At 75.5% G+C, this 14,232-nt stretch carries 13 protein-coding genes; 5 read left to right on the top strand and 8 right to left on the bottom strand.

Going from position 1 to position 14,232, the window contains the following annotated elements; genetic code table 11:
• Positions 1–105 precede the first annotated feature (105 nt).
• On the top strand, positions 106–3,765 hold the full coding sequence (locus tag GA0070609_RS21530; protein ID WP_088995451.1) for a SpoIIE family protein phosphatase: 3,660 nt from the start codon (positions 106–108) through the stop codon (positions 3,763–3,765).
• A 24-nt stretch (positions 3,766–3,789) separates the two neighbouring features.
• Here GA0070609_RS21530 and GA0070609_RS21525 read toward each other — a convergent pair whose 3' ends face one another.
• Positions 3,790–4,104 carry an STAS domain-containing protein gene (locus GA0070609_RS21525; RefSeq protein ID WP_088995450.1) on the bottom strand — a complete coding sequence of 105 codons (315 nt, stop codon included), beginning with the start codon at positions 4,102–4,104 and terminating at the stop codon, positions 3,790–3,792.
• A gap of 95 nt (positions 4,105–4,199) precedes the next feature.
• Here GA0070609_RS21525 and map point away from each other — a divergent pair, with 95 nt between their 5' ends.
• A complete protein-coding gene (gene map / locus GA0070609_RS21520; RefSeq protein ID WP_088995449.1) occupies positions 4,200–5,057 on the top strand; it encodes a type I methionyl aminopeptidase in 858 nt (285 codons plus the stop codon).
• Entirely contained in the window at positions 5,054–5,770 is a 717-nt protein-coding gene (locus tag GA0070609_RS21515; RefSeq protein ID WP_088995448.1) for a VIT1/CCC1 transporter family protein, read from the top strand. Before map ends, GA0070609_RS21515 begins: the two co-directional genes overlap by 4 nt.
• Positions 5,771–5,888: 118 nt before the next feature.
• Here GA0070609_RS21515 and GA0070609_RS21510 read toward each other — a convergent pair whose 3' ends face one another.
• The 7 genes from GA0070609_RS21510 to GA0070609_RS21480 form a co-directional block, all read right to left on the bottom strand.
• Positions 5,889–6,626, bottom strand: a complete 738-nt coding sequence (locus tag GA0070609_RS21510) for a nucleotidyltransferase domain-containing protein (RefSeq protein ID WP_231928370.1) — start codon at positions 6,624–6,626, stop codon at positions 5,889–5,891.
• Positions 6,627–6,683: 57 nt separating this feature from the next.
• Positions 6,684–7,184: a nitroreductase/quinone reductase family protein gene (locus GA0070609_RS21505; RefSeq protein WP_088997889.1), complete on the bottom strand. Its 501-nt coding sequence runs from the start codon at positions 7,182–7,184 to the stop codon at positions 6,684–6,686.
• Between the two features lie 58 nt (positions 7,185–7,242).
• Positions 7,243–9,960, bottom strand: coding sequence for an ABC transporter permease (locus GA0070609_RS21500; RefSeq protein WP_088995447.1), 2,718 nt, complete (start codon positions 9,958–9,960; stop codon positions 7,243–7,245).
• A complete protein-coding gene (locus tag GA0070609_RS21495; RefSeq protein WP_172899381.1) occupies positions 9,957–10,721 on the bottom strand; it encodes an ABC transporter ATP-binding protein in 765 nt (254 codons plus the stop codon). Before GA0070609_RS21495 ends, GA0070609_RS21500 begins: the two co-directional genes overlap by 4 nt.
• The gene (locus GA0070609_RS21490; protein ID WP_088995446.1) at positions 10,718–11,299 is read right to left on the bottom strand and encodes a PadR family transcriptional regulator; all 582 of its coding nucleotides are present in this window, start codon (positions 11,297–11,299) and stop codon (positions 10,718–10,720) included. Before GA0070609_RS21490 ends, GA0070609_RS21495 begins: the two co-directional genes overlap by 4 nt.
• A 67-nt stretch (positions 11,300–11,366) precedes the next feature.
• Entirely contained in the window at positions 11,367–11,813 is a 447-nt protein-coding gene (locus tag GA0070609_RS21485) for a ferritin-like domain-containing protein (RefSeq protein ID WP_088995445.1), read from the bottom strand.
• Positions 11,810–12,259 (bottom strand): hypothetical protein, encoded by a 450-nt coding sequence (locus GA0070609_RS21480; protein WP_172899380.1) that lies wholly within the window; start codon positions 12,257–12,259, stop codon positions 11,810–11,812. Before GA0070609_RS21480 ends, GA0070609_RS21485 begins: the two co-directional genes overlap by 4 nt.
• Positions 12,260–12,489: 230 nt before the next feature.
• Here GA0070609_RS21480 and rimP point away from each other — a divergent pair, with 230 nt between their 5' ends.
• The gene (rimP, locus tag GA0070609_RS21475) at positions 12,490–13,176 is read left to right on the top strand and encodes a ribosome maturation factor RimP (RefSeq protein ID WP_088995444.1); all 687 of its coding nucleotides are present in this window, start codon (positions 12,490–12,492) and stop codon (positions 13,174–13,176) included.
• Complete coding sequence (gene nusA / locus GA0070609_RS21470; protein WP_088995443.1) at positions 13,173–14,216, top strand: transcription termination factor NusA; 1,044 nt, start codon at positions 13,173–13,175, stop codon at positions 14,214–14,216. The genes rimP and nusA overlap by 4 nt, the downstream gene beginning before the upstream one ends.
• Positions 14,217–14,232 lie beyond the last annotated feature (16 nt).

Genomic DNA, 14,232 nt, shown 5'->3' with positions numbered 1-14,232 from the left:
TCCGGCGGTAATGCGTTACCTTGCCGCTTCGCCGGGGTACTGGGCGGGGCACGGCCGATCGATCGATCACCGGCCGAGGCGGGGATGGCCGAAGCGGGAGGCTGCATGAGCTCGGCCCTGGGGGGCGCGAACGAGGATCGACCCCTCGATGGTGCCGACGGGAATGTTCCTCCGCAGCTCGCCGCCGCCTTCGCCAACGGCGGCGAGATGGGTCGGCGGCTGGCCGCCTTCGACTGGTCCACCAGCCCGGTCGGCCATCCGCGCGACTGGCCCGCGGCGCTGGCCAACGCGGTCAGCACCATGCTCGCCTCCAGCGCGCAGATCGTGATGTTCTGGGGCCCGGAGCGGCTGGCCTTCTACAACGACGCCTATCGGCCGACCATCGGGGCCAAGCATCCCGAGGTGCTCGGCCAGCCGGCCCGCGAGTACTGGGCGGAGACCTGGGACGTGCTGGCCCCGCTGCTGGACGGCGTCCGACGCACCGGCCGGTCCTACCGCGGCGAGGACCATCTCTTCCTGCTGGACCGGCACGGGTTCGTGGAACAGACCTACTTCAACGTCTCCTACGACCCGATCCGCGGCCTCGACGGCACGGTCGACGGCATCTTCTGCATCGTCAACGAGACGACCGGGCGGGTGCTCGGCGAGCGCCGGTTGCGGGCCCTGGCCGAGCTCGGCTCCGAGCTGGCCGAGGTGAACGGCCTGGCCGAACTCGGCCGTACCGCCGTCGGCGTGCTCGACCGGCACCGCGCCGACCTGCCCTTCGCCCTGCTCTACCTGCCCGACGCCGCCGGTGCGGTCACCCTCGCCGGCTGCTCGGGGGTGGCCGCCGGATCGGCGGCCCTGCCGCCGCCGGCGGTGCTCGACCGCCTCGACCCCGACGGTGCCACCGCCGTCGAGGCCGCCGACCTGCTGGACGCGGTGCCGGCCGGCGCCGCCGGGCAGGCGCTGCTGCTGCCGGTCAGTGCCGCCAACGAGACCGTCGGCGCCGTCGTGCTCGGCGTCGCGCGCCGGCTCCCGCTCACCGCCGACTACCGGCACTTCCTCGACCTGGTCGCCGCGCAGCTCTCCCGGGCGGTCGGCCGGCAATTGGCGTACGAGCAGGAGCGTGCCCGGTCCGCGGAGGTGGCCGCCCTGGACCGGGCCAAGACCAACTTCTTCGCCAACGTCAGTCACGAGTTCCGCACCCCGCTCACCCTGGTGCTCGGCCCGCTGGAGGAACTGCTCGCCGACCCGGCGCTGACCGAGACGTACACCGACCGGTTGACCACCATGCACCGCAACGCGCTGCGGCTGCTCAAGCTGGTCAACACGGTGCTCGACTTCTCCCGGCTGGAGTCGGGCCGGCTCACCGCCCGCTACCAGCCCACCGACCTGGCCAGCTACACCGCCCAACTGGCCAGCACGTTCCGTTCCGCGACCGAGCGGGCCGGCCTGCGCCTGGTGGTGGACTGCCCGCCGCTGCCGGCGCCGGTCCACGTGGACCGGGACATGTGGGAGAAGATCGTGCTCAACCTGGTCTCGAACGCGGTGAAGTTCACCTTCGACGGCGAGATCCGGGTCCGGGTCGCGGCGGTCGGCGACGCCGCCCGGCTGGAGGTCACCGACACCGGCGTCGGCATCGAGCCGGACGAGCTGCCGCACGTCTTCGAACGCTTCCACCGGGTGCCCGGCGCCCGCTCGCGCACCCACGAGGGCACCGGGATCGGGCTCGCGCTGGTCCGCGAACTGGTCGAGATGCACGGCGGGCGGGTGGCCGTCAGCAGCCGGATCGACGCGGGCAGCACGTTCACGGTGACCGTCCCGTTCGGCACCCGGCACCTGCCGGGGGACCGGGTGGCCGACCCGGCGGCGTACCCGCGCGCCGAGCCGCAGCAGGCCGGTCTCTACGTCGCGGAGACCGCGCTGTGGACCGGGCCGGTCACCGACCAGGCCCCGGCCGGCCCGTCGGCCGGGCCGCCCGCCGGCCGGATCCTGCTCGCCGACGACAACGTCGACCTGCGGGAACACGTCACCCGGCTGCTCTCCCCGACCTGGGAGGTGGTGGCGGTCCCCGACGGCCTGGAAGCGCTGCGGCGGGCCGTGGAGAGCCCGTTCGACCTGGTGCTGACCGACGTGATGATGCCCCGGCTGGACGGCTTCGGGCTGGTCGCGGCGCTGCGCGCCGATCCGCGGACCCGGTACGTGCCGATCGTGCTGCTCTCCGCCCGGGCCGGCCCGGCCGAGGAGGTCGCCGGGCTGTCGGTCGGTGCCGACGACTACCTCACCAAGCCCTTCTCCGGGCAGGAACTGGTCGCCCGGGTCCGGACCAACGTCGAACTGGGGCAGCTGCGCGGGCAGATCATCCGGCGGCTGCGCGGGCTGGCCGACGCGGCGGTGGCGGTGAACGGCGCCCGCTCCACCGCCGAGGTGTGCCAGGTCGCCGCGGGGCACGCGCTGAACCTGGCCGAGGCGGCCCGGGTGGTGGTGTCGGCCGGCGGGACCCGCTACGAGGCGGACGCGGGCGGCGTCACCCCGCCCGAGCCCTCGTTCACGCTGCCGCTCACCGGCACCACCGGCGAGGAACTCGGCGAGCTGCGGGTCTGGCGCGCGCCCGGGGACGGCGCGGACACCGACGAGGCCGCGCTCACCCAGCTGGCCCGGCTGGTCGGCGTGCGGCTGGAGAACGCCCAGCTCTACGAGGCCGAACACCGGATCGCCAGCACGTTGCAGCACAGCCTGCTGCCCCGCTCGCTGCCGCAGCTGCCCGGCGCCGTGGTCGCCAGCCGCTACCTGCCCGGCACCGCCGACGTGGAGGTCGGCGGCGACTGGTACGACGTGGTCGCGCTCGGCGACGACGAGCTCGTCCTGGTGATCGGCGACGTGGTCGGCAAGGGGGTCCGGGCGGCCGCGGCCATGGGCCAGCTGCGCAACGCGCTGCGGGCGTACGTGCTGGAGGGCTTCGACCCCGGCGAGTCGCTGACCCGACTCAACCGGCTCGTCGGCACAACCGAGGGGCGCTCGTTCGCCACCGTGGTCTGCCTCTGGTTCAGTCCCCGCACCGGCCGGCTCCGGTACGCCAGCGCCGGTCACCCGTCCCCGCTGCTGATCCGAGGGGACCAGGTGGCGTTCCTGCACGACCGGGCACTCGGGCCACCCGTGGGCGCCATCCCCGGCACCTCCTACCGCACGGCGGAGGGGGAGCTGACCGCCGGCAGCCGACTCCTGCTCTACACCGACGGCCTGGTCGAGGACCGGCGGCTCGGCATCGACGAGGCGCTGGCCCGGCTGCGCGCGGACGCGGCGGAACGCGGCGAACACGTGGCCGACCTGGTCGACGCGGTGGTGCGGCGGGTCGCCGGGCGGCCCCGCCGGGACGACGTCGCGGTGCTCGCGTTGGAGGCCACCGAACTCAACCGGTTCGCGTTGCGGCTGCCGGCCGACCCGACCCGGCTGAGCGTGCTGCGCAAGCGGCTGGAGGACTTCCTGGTCGCCCACCGGGTCGGCGAGACGGACCTGTTCGACCTGACGGTGGCGGTCTCGGAGGCGGCGGCCAACGCCATCGAGCATCCGGTCGACCCGGCCGAGGCGATGATCGGGATCGAGGTGACCATCGAGGACCGCACGGTGGTGGCCACCATCCGGGACAGCGGCCGGTGGCGGGAGTCGACCGGGGCCGGCTTCCGCGGACGCGGGCTGTCGCTGATCAGGGCGCTGGGCGAGCTGACCGTCGACCGCACCCCGGACGGGACGGAGCTGACGCTGCGCCGGCGGTTGCAGGACTGAGCCGGGCGGACCCGGCGGGTGCGTTCAGGCGGAGTGCAGCCAGCTCTGGTCGCTCAGGCCGGCGATCGCCAGCACCCGGTCGACCTGCCGCGACGGCAGCACGGTGAGCGTGCCCGGGAACTGCTGGGCGAGCCGCACCAGCGCGTGGATCGCCGCCGAGTCGAAGAAGGTCACCGCGCGCAGGTCGAGCGTGATCCGCTCGGCCGGCTCGCGCAGCGCGGTCTGCAGCATGGTGTCGGCGGTGGCCATGTCGACCTCGCCGACGACCACGACGCGGAGGTGATCACCGTCGATCTCCGCGCTGGCCGAGAAGACGGGAGGAGTGACCCCTTGATCCACGCGAACACGATGGCACAGGCTGCCTGGCTGGGCAACTGTCCCCACCGGGTGGGCGGTGGCGCTGCTCACCACGGCCGCGGCGATAGGCTTGCGCCATGACCGTCCGTGCGCCGCTGACCCCAGGCACGCTCTCCCCGTGGCGGCAGGTGCCCGCCCACATCCCCCGCCCGGAGTACGTGGGCAAGAAGCGCCCGCAGGAGTGGCGTGGCTCGCACGTGCAGACGCCGGAGACCATCGAGAAGATGCGGATCGCCGGCCGGCTCGCCGCGCAGGCCACCCAGCTCGCCGGGGAGCACTGCAAGCCGGGCGTGACCACGGACGAGATCGACCGGGTGGTGCACGAGTTCCTCTGCGACCACGGGGCCTACCCGTCGACGCTGGGCTACAAGGGCTTCCCGAAGTCCTGCTGCACCAGCCTGAACGAGGTCATCTGCCACGGCATCCCGGACTCGACGGTGCTGGAGGACGGCGACATCATCAACGTCGACGTCACCGCGTACATCAACGGGGTGCACGGCGACACCGACGCCACCTTCTGCGTCGGCGAGGTGAGCGAGGAGGCCCGGCTGCTGGTCGAGCGGACCCACGAGGCGATGATGCGGGGCATCCGCGCGGTCGCCCCGGGCCGGCAGATCAACGTGATCGGCCGGGTCATCGAGTCGTACGCGAAGCGCTTCGGCTACGGCGTGGTCCGCGACTTCACCGGCCACGGCATCGGGGAGTCCTTCCACAGCGGGCTCTACGTGCCGCACTACGACAGCCCGCGCCCCACCGACGTGATGGAGCCCGGGATGACCTTCACCATCGAGCCGATGATCACCCTCGGCACCCACCAGTACGACATGTGGGACGACGGCTGGACCGTGGTCACCAAGGACCGCAGGTGGACGGCCCAGTTCGAGCACACCATCGTGGTGACCGAGGACGGCCACGAGATCCTCACCCTGCCGTGACCGAGACCCCGGCCGCCCTGCGCGAGGCACACCACGCGGACGTGTCCGGTGGCTGGCTGCGTCCCGCCGTGTTCGGCGCGATGGACGGCCTGGTCACCAACATCGCCCTGATCGCCGGCGTCGGCGGCGGCGGGGTGTCGCCGCGCAGCATCGTGCTGACCGGCACCGCCGGCCTGGTGGCCGGCGCCATCTCGATGGGGCTGGGCGAGTACACCAGCGTCCGCTCCGCCAACGAGCAGGTCGCCGCCGAGGTGGCCAAGGAGCGGCGGGAACTGGAACGCCACCCCGAGGCGGAGGCCCGCGAGCTGGCCGACGCCTGGGTGGCCCGGGGCCTGCCCCGCGACCTCGCCACGCAGGTCGCCGAGGCGGTCCGGCGCAACCCGGAGGAGGCGCTGCGGGTGCACGTCCGGGAGGAGTTGGGCGTCGACCCCGACGACCAGCCCAGCCCGTGGGCGGCGGCGATCTCGTCGTTCCTGTTCTTCTCGGTCGGCGCCCTGGTGCCACTGCTGACCTACCTGTTCGGCTTCACCAACCTCTGGCTGGCGCTCGGGGTGGGTGGCCTCGGGCTCTTCGCGGCCGGCGCGGTGGTGGCCCGGTTCACCAACCGGCCCTGGTGGTCCAGCGGCCTGCGCCAGCTGCTGCTGGGCGCCGCCGCCGCGGCGGCCACCTACCTGATCGGCGCCCTGATCGGCGTCCAGGGCGGCCTCGGCTGACCCCGCCTTCCCGCCGCGGCGGCGCGCACGTTCACTGAATGAGTGGCCATTCCCGCGCAGATGGCCACTCATTCAGTGAATGAGTGGCGATCGGAGGGCGGGGAGGGGCGGCGCTTGGTCAGCCGTCGAGCAGGTCGTCGACGGTGCCGTCGACCGGGCGGCCGCGCGCGGCGAGTTCCTCGGCCTGCCGGGCGAGCACGGCGCCCACCTCGGTCATGTCCGCGCCGGCCAGGCCGGTTCGCCGCACCGCGTCACCCGGATCCCGGAAGTAGGTGCGGCTGAGCAGGCCGCTCACGCTCGCCGCCGCCAGCCGCGCCTCGCCGAGCATCAGCAGGGCCTGGTCCGTCTCGTACCACTCGGCCAGCCGGGCGGCCCGGGCGTGCGCCGCGCTGCCCCGGTACCACGCCCGGCGGGCGGCGGTGCTGAACTCGGCGGGCCGGGCCCGGGCCAGCCGGCCCAGGTGCTCGTCGCGCAGCGTGCGCAGCCAGCCGGTCGGGTCGTGCAGCGGCCGGGTGGTGACGAACCGGTCGGCGGTCAGCGGCCACAGCGAGGTGATCGCGCGGGCCCGGGCCAGGTAGTCCTCCGCGCCGGCGACGGTCAGGTCGACCAGCACGCCGTCCACCCGGCGGGTGGCCGCCGGCGGCCCGGCGCCGGGCCGGTAGGTCACCACCAGCAGCCCGAGTTCGCCGTTCCCGCCGCCGTCGTCGTCGCCGTGGGCCAGCGGGCCGTGCACCGCCACGGCCAGCACGTCGGCCGGGAACCGCCGCCGGACGGCGTCGGCCACCCGCTCGGCCACCGGCCACCGTGGATCGCCCAGGTACCCGTCCGTCCCGGCGTTCGCGGTGCTCGCGTCCACGCCGATCACCCCTGCCTCGTGCGGAGTGCCGCCCGTCGGCCGGGCGCCGGGTCCACCCTAGTCAGGCTCCGCCGGGGTGGCGGGTGCGCCGCGCCCGGTGGGCACCAGCCGGAAGACGCGGATCTCCCGGCCGCCGGCCCGCTGGACGTACGCCCGGTAGGCCGGCCACTCGGTGACCAGCAGCCGCCAGAGCCGCTCCCGTTCGGCGCCGGTGGCCACCTCGGCGTGCACCGGGATCCGGCGGCCCTTGACGGCCACCTCGGCGGCCGGGTCGGCGAGCAGGTTCAGCGACCAGCCGGGCTGGTGCGCCTGGCCCCAGTTCGAGCCGACCACCACGTACGCGTCGCCGTCGGGCACGTAGAGCAGCGGGTTGCTGCGGGGCTTGCCGGAGCGGCGACCGGTGGTGGTGATGACCAGCGACGGGATCAGGCCGAGGGCGACCACCCGCCCCCGGGTGAGCCGCCCGACCAACCGGTCGGCGGGGACGAGCAGGCGGGCGGCGGCACCGAACCAGCGGTGGTGGCCGACCCGGCGGGTGAGGGATCCCAGTACGGGCACGGTGTCCAGTGTGCCGGCCGGCGGCCGTCCGCGGCACCCCGGAACCGGCACCCGGTGCTCAGTCGAGCCGGCGCTCCACCGGCAGCCGGGACCGGGTGAACAGACCCGCGCCGAGCATCGCGACCAGCGGCACCAGCACCAGGACGCCGAGGACGGTCCACGGGACCACCATCGGGTACGGCTCCGACACCGGCCAGGTCGAGGCGTACCGGCGGTTGGTGGCGGTGAGGATGATCAGGGCGGTGCCGAGCCCGGCGACGATGCCGAGCGTGGAACCGAGCACGGCGATCACCCCGGCCTGGCAGAGCGACAGCAGCCGGCGTACGCCCGGACCGGCGCCGACCGCCGCCAGGGTGGACAGGTCCCGGCGGCCCTCGGCCGCCGCGAGCCCGGTGGCGATGCCCGCGGCCCCCACGGTGACCACCCCGGACGCCGCCGCCAGCAGGAGCAGCAGGGGACGCGCCCCGCTGTCCGGCCGGCCCCGTTCGATCTCCACCTGCAGGCCGAGCGGCCGCAGCGCGGCGACGAAGCGGTCCTGCCGGCGCTGGTCCGCCACCCCGTCGACCGCCCAGCCGACGGGCCGGGTGACCAGACCGAGCCGGTCGGCCGCCGGCGCCGAGAGCAGCAGCCGGTCGATGCCGGTCCCGGTGCGCAGCGCGTGACCGGGCAGCGCGGCGGCGGCCGGCGGCGGAGCGTCCGGGTCGTCGCCGAAGTGGTTGACCAGCACCCGCACCCGGTCGTCGACCAGGTAGCGCGGATCGGTCACCACCGCCCCACCGGCGCGCAGCACGGCGGTGGCGGCGGCCACGTCCGCCGGGTCGGCGCCGGTGAGGATCGGCAGCGCGGTCCCGTCGTCCACCACGACCTCGAAGTACTGGCCGTACTGGTCGGCCGGCGCGTCCCGGCAGCGGGCGTCGGCCAGCGCCTGCCGGCGCTCGGCGGCGGAGAGGCCGTCGCCGGGCGGCCACGGGCAGGTCCGCTCCGGTGGCAGCACCGGGGTGACCGAACAGGAGTCGACCGCCGGCGGGCAGTCCGCCGTGGTCAGTGCCGCCACGTGGTCGGCGCCGAGGTGGGCGCGGGCCGCCGCGACGACCCGGGCCCGCGTCCCGGCGTCCGCCGCCCGCTCCGGGTCGGGCGAGCTGACCACCACGTTGCCGTACGGGACGGTCGGCTCGTACATCCGGTCGGCGCGGGCCTCGTCGCTGGCCAGGTAGACGCCGAGGGCGACGCTGCCGGCGACCGCGGCCATCACCGCGGAGATGGCCGGCGCGGTGGAGGACCGGTTGCGGCTGGCGTCGCGCAGCGCGATCCGCGGGGCCAGCGGCAGCGCCCGGCCGAGCCGGGCGAGCAGCCCCACCAGCGTCGGCGTGGCGAAGACCAGCCCCAGCTCGCCGACGACCAGCCCGGCGAGGGTGACGCTCGGCGTGCTTCCGGCCGCTCCGGCGGCGGCCACCGCGGCGCCCCCGGCCGTCAACAGCAGCCCGACGGCCAGCCACCGCCGCCGGTGCGCCGGGGCCGTGCGCCGCCCGGCCAGCCCGGCGACCACGTCCTGCCGGGCCGCCGTCCAGGCCGGCGCCAGGGCGGCGAGCACCCCGGCCAGCACCGCCACCGCGGCGATCGCCACCAGCGCCACCGGCCAGCAGCGGTACCCGCCGAAGCGCGCCCCGAACAGGTACTGCTCCACCAGGGGCCGGCCGGCGAACGCGACCGCGACGCCGAGCACCACCCCGGCGGCGGCCCCGACGGCGCCCAGCACCACCCCGTCGGCCAGCACGACCCGGCGGAGCTGGGCGGCGTCCCCGCCGGCCACCGCGACCAGCGCGAGGTCCCGCCGCCGACGCCGTACGCCGACCGCGAAGGCCGGCCCGACCAGGAGCACGACCTCCAGCAGCCCGAGCCCGCCGACCAGCACCATGGTGCTCATCTGCTCGACGTCGAGCGCCGGGGAGCGGCTCGGCACGAACACGGCGTCGCCGGCCGGCGGGGCGACCGGCGCCGGGGTACGCCCGGTCACCACGACGCCGTACGCGTTGAGCCGGCGGACCAGGTCGCCGTCGAGCTCCGAGGGCAGGTCGACCAGGAAGGTGTTGTCCGGCTCCGTCAGCGGCCCGGGCGCGGCGGCCGGGTGCAGCGCCGCCACCGGGCGCAGTTCCTCGGGGAACTCGACCACGCCGACGACCCGGTAGCTGGCCGAGCCGTCGGCGACGGTGACGGTGTCACCGGGGCGGACCTGCAGGCGGCGCAGCGCCGCCGGGTTCAGCGCGATCTCACCGGCTCCGCCGGGTGGCCGGCCGGCGAGCACCCGGGCCAGCCCCGCGCCGAGCGGATCGGTGAGGTCGACGATCCGGCCGGAGAACGTCTCGTCCCGGTCGTCGATCCGGAACGGAACCGGCGCCCAGCGGCGTATCTCCAGGACTCGGCTGCCGGCCGGGAGCAGCCTGCCGACCTGCTCCGCGGTGACCGGCGCGGCCTGGACCGGCTCGCCCTCGTGGCTCCAGCCGTCCCCCCAGGCGCTCTGCACCACCGGGCCGCGGGCCACCCAGCGCAGCTCCGCGTCGGCGGTTCCGAGCTGGCGGCCGACCCGCTCGGCGGGGGTCAGCTCGGACATGTCGTAGCTGGCGGCGGCGAAGGTCAGCGCCAGCACCGGCAGGGTGATCATCGCGAGCACCAGCGCGGTGCGGCCCCGGGCCCGGCGGGCCTCCCGCCGGGCGATGCGCAGCGCCGCCCGCCAGGACCCGACCGCCCCGGCGAGCCGCGCGGCGCGGTCCGGGTTCACCGTCCGCTGCCGCTGAGCAGCTGTTCGACACTGACCAGCGGCGCGGTGGTGTCGACCAGCACCCCGTCGCGCAGGAACACCACCCGGTCGGCCCAGCCGGCGTGCCGCGCCTCGTGGGTGACCAGCACCCCGGCCGCGCCGGCGTCCACCCGGCGGCGCAGCAGGTGCAGCACCGCCTCGCCGGTCTGCGAGTCGAGCGCGCCGGTCGGCTCGTCGGCCAGCACCAGCCGGCGCTCGCCGACCAGCGCCCGGGCGATCGCGACCCGCTGCTGCTGGCCGCCGGAGAGCTGGTCGGGGAAGCGGTCACCCAGCTCCGGCAGGCCCACCTCGGCGAGCGCGTCGGCGGCCAGCCGGCGGGCCCGCCGCACGCCGGCGCCGTCGAGTTCGAGCGGCAGCGCCACGTTCTCCATCGCGGTGAGGCTGCCGAGCAGGTTGAGGTCCTGGAAGATGTAGCCGATCCGGCGCCGGCGCAGCTGCGCCAGCCGCCGCCGGTCCAGCTCGCCCAGCGGCTGGCCCTCGACCCGCACCTCGCCGGCGGTCGGGCTGTCCAGCCCGCCGGCGAGGGCCAGCAGGGTCGACTTCCCCGAGCCGGATGGACCCATCACGGCGACCAGCTCGCCCGGCCGCACCGACAGGCTCACCCCGCGCAGGGCGTGCACGGCGGCCGGTCCGGTGCCGTGGGTGCGGTGCACGTCGCGCAGGTCGAGCACGGCCTCGTCGGTCGCGCTGCGCGGGCCGTCCGGTCCGCCGTCGGTGCTCACCGGCGCGCCTCCTCGTCGGTCCGGTCCACCGCCCCGGAGGTCGCCGCCGGCCCGCCGGCCGGCGGCCGGTATCGCACCAGGCTGGTCTCGCAGTGGTCCAGCCAGCGCACCTCCGCCTCGGCCTGGAACACCATCGCGTCCAGCACCAGCCGCCACGGCAGGTCCTCGGGCCGGTCGCTGGCGTACTTCAACCGGGTCAACTCCTGCAGCGTGCGCATGGTCGCGCTGCGCTGGTTCTGCACCACCGACCGGACGTCCACCCCGGGGGTGGTGAGCGCCAGGGCGAGCTTGATCGCCAGTTCGTCCCGGGGGCGGTCGGTCCGGCTGATCGGGGTGGCGAACCACAGCGTCAGGTCCGCCCGCCCGGCGTCGGTGATCTCGTACGGACGCTGCCCGGCCTCGCTCTCCGGTAGCGACCGGACCAGCCCGTCCCGTTCCAGCCGGGACAGGGTGGTGTAGACCTGCCCGATGTTCAGCGGCCAGGTCGAGCCGGTCGACTCCTCGAACGCGGCGCGCAGCTGGTAGCCGTACATCTGGCCGCGTTCGAGCAGGGCGAGCAGCCCGTGACGGATGGACATGGAAACGGAGTATGCATACCTGGTATGCCACCCGCAACCGGAGAGGCGACCGCGCGGCGGCCCGGGTTCAGCCAGGTCGGCCCGGGAACGGCACGGTCAGCGGGGTGATCCCGGCGGTGCGCCGCCAGCGGGTGGCCCGCAGCGCGTACTCCACCAGCGCGGCCAGCGCCTGGTCCCGGTCGGCGCCGGTGGTGTGCGGCAGCGCCGCCCGCCAGAACGCCGCGGTCCGCTCCTCGACCTCCACCGCCAGCCGCAGCGCGCTGGCCCGGTCGGTCACCGGGAACGGCAGCGCGTAGCCGGCCCGGTCCGCCGGGACCGTGCCACCGGTGCTCAACCGCAGCACCAGGGTGTCCCGCCGGCGCCGGTGGGCGGCCTCGGCGTCCCGGGCGGCCGCCCGGGCGGCCCCGCTGAGTCGTACCCCGATCGGGCCGTAGGCCCAGATGGCCGCGTACTCGGCGGTGAGCGCGTCGGCCAGGGCGGCGGGCGGCCCGGCCGGGGTGGTCGGCTGCGTCACTTCAGTGCCTCCACGTGGGTGGCCCGGGCGGCGGCGATCGAGCCGAGCAGCGCGGCCCGCTCGGCCGGCGCCGCCGCGCAGGCCTTCGTCGCGGTCTCCCGGGCGGCGCGCTCGGCCTCGCGCAGCCCGGCGAGGGCGGCGTCCGGGTCGGCCGCGGCGGGATCGGACGGGGTCGGCGCGGGCGCCGACGGCAGCGGCGTGCCGATCACCCGGGCGAGTTCGGCCGCGTGCGCCTGGTGCGACTCGGCGATCGGGGTGAGCCGGTCGGCCAGCGCCGGGTGGGCGCCGGCGGCCGCCCGGAGGCCGGCGGCCAGCCGGAGCGACTCGTCGACCAGTGGCGCGAGCGGGTCGGGCCCGGGGGCCGGGTCGTCGCGGTCGAAAAGATCACAGCCGGTCAGCGCCGCGGTCGCGCCACCGAGGACCAGCACGGCACCGGCCCGCAGCACCGTTCGCCGGGAATGCCCGGATCTCTGACTGTGTTGTGTCGTTCTGCCCGTCGCCACCGGACAAGTCAACACCATCCGTGGCGGTACGTGGGCCAGAGGCGTCGGTGCGCCGCCCGGTCCGGGACGGCGTCGGCGCGTTACGCTCTGCGCAGCCACCGGCGCATCCGCCCCGGTGGCGTGCCGGCATGGCGGCAGATCGCCGCCGCCGCTCCAGGAGAAGGGTGCGCCAGATGACGCAGCGTGGCCGAGCCACCAGGTCGACGGGGCCGACGGGACGACCCCGCCGGGCCGACGGCCCGCGTGGCGTCGAGCGCGCCGGCGCCCCCCGAGGTGACCTGGCCGCCCGGCGTGCCCGGTTGCGCGAGGTCATCGAGCCGGTGGTCGGCGCGGCCGGCTACGACCTGGAGGAACTCACCGTCTCCCGGGCCGGCCGGCGGCACGTGGTGCGGGTGATCGTCGACGCCGACGGCGGGATCAACCTGGACGCCGTCGCCGACGTCTCCCGGGCCGTCTCGGCGGCGCTGGACGCCGCGGAGGAGTCCGGCGGCGACCTGGTCGCCGGCGAGTACCAGCTGGAGGTCAGCTCACCCGGGGTGGACCGGCCGCTGACCCAGCCGCGGCACTGGCGGCGCAACGTGGGCCGGCTGGTGAAGGTGACCGCCCGGGGCGGGCTGCCCGGGCAGCGCGGCGAGCGTCCCGCCGGTGACCGGCAGGTCACCGGCCGGGTGGTCGCTGCCGACGACGAGCGCGTGGTGCTGGAGACCGACGCCGGCCGCGCGGAGTGGGCCTACGCCGACCTCGGCCCGGGCCGGGTGCAGGTCGAGTTCACCCGCCTCGACGAGGTCGAGGAGACCGACGGGCTCGACGGGACAGACGACTTCGACGACGACGATGATGTGGAGGACGAGGAGAGGTGAACATCGACCTCGCGGCGCTGCGCGCACTGGAGCGCGAGCGGGAGATCCCGTTCGACACGATCCTCGCGGCGATCGAGACCGCGCTGCTGACCGCCTACCGGCACACCGAGGGCGCGGAGCCGCACGCCCGGGTGGAGATCGACCGGAAGACCGGCGCCGCCCTGGTGTACGCCCAGGAACTGGACGACGAGGGCGGTGTGGCGCGGGAGTGGGACGACACCCCGCACGACTTCGGCCGGATCGCCGCCATGACGGCCAAGCAGGTGATCCTCCAGCGGCTGCGGGAGGCCACCGACGAGGTGCACTTCGGCGAGTACGTCGGGCGCGACGGCGACCTGGTCACCGGCGTGGTGCAGGCGCACGAGGCGCGGGCCGAGAAGGGCATCGTCAGCGTCGACCTGGGCAAGCTGGAGGGCGTCCTGCCGCAGTCCGAGCAGGTGCCCGGCGAGCGGTACGCGCACGGCGAGCGGATCCGCTGCGTGGTGGTGCACGTGGCCAAGGGGATGCGCGGTCCGCAGATCACGCTGTCCCGTTCGCACCCGGCCCTGGTGAAGAAGCTCTTCGCGCTGGAGGTCCCGGAGATCGCCGACGGCACCGTCGACATCGCGGCGATCGCACGTGAGGCAGGTCACCGTACGAAGATCGCGGTCCGCTCGACCGCCCCCGGGGTGAACGCCAAGGGGGCCTGCATCGGCCCGATGGGGCAGCGGGTCCGCGCGGTGATGAGCGAGCTGCACGGCGAGAAGATCGACATCATCGACTGGTCGGACGACCCGGCGACCTTCGTGGGCAACGCGTTGTCGCCGGCCAAGGCGCTACGCGTCGAGGTGGTCGACCTGGCCAGCCGGACCGCCCGGGTCACCGTCCCGGACTTCCAGCTGTCGCTCGCGATCGGCCGGGAGGGGCAGAATGCCCGGCTCGCGGCCCGACTGACCGGTTGGCGGATCGACATCCGTTCCGACGCGGAGCAGGCGGCCGCACCGGGCCGCGGCGAAGCTGATCACGTACCGGAGCCGGGCGGCGCGATCTCGAGCAGCTAGGGGTAGACTTTCGCCA

The sequence above is a fragment of the Micromonospora echinaurantiaca genome, assembly GCF_900090235.1.
Taxonomy (GTDB): Bacteria; Actinomycetota; Actinomycetes; order Mycobacteriales; family Micromonosporaceae; genus Micromonospora; species Micromonospora echinaurantiaca.
The sequence above is the reverse complement of the archived record's forward strand: the minus strand, read 5'-3'. Positions and strand labels throughout refer to the sequence as shown.

Excerpts from the sequence above, each read along its gene's own strand:
- GA0070609_RS21530 (WP_088995451.1), top strand. The coding sequence starts at position 106 with ATGAGCTCGGCCCTGGGGGGCGCGAACGAGGATCGACCCCTCGATGGT.
- map (WP_088995449.1), top strand. The coding sequence starts at position 4,200 with ATGACCGTCCGTGCGCCGCTGACCCCAGGCACGCTCTCCCCGTGGCGG.
- GA0070609_RS21490 (WP_088995446.1), bottom strand. The coding sequence starts at position 11,299 with ATGTCCATCCGTCACGGGCTGCTCGCCCTGCTCGAACGCGGCCAGATG.
- rimP (WP_088995444.1), top strand. The coding sequence starts at position 12,490 with ATGACGCAGCGTGGCCGAGCCACCAGGTCGACGGGGCCGACGGGACGA.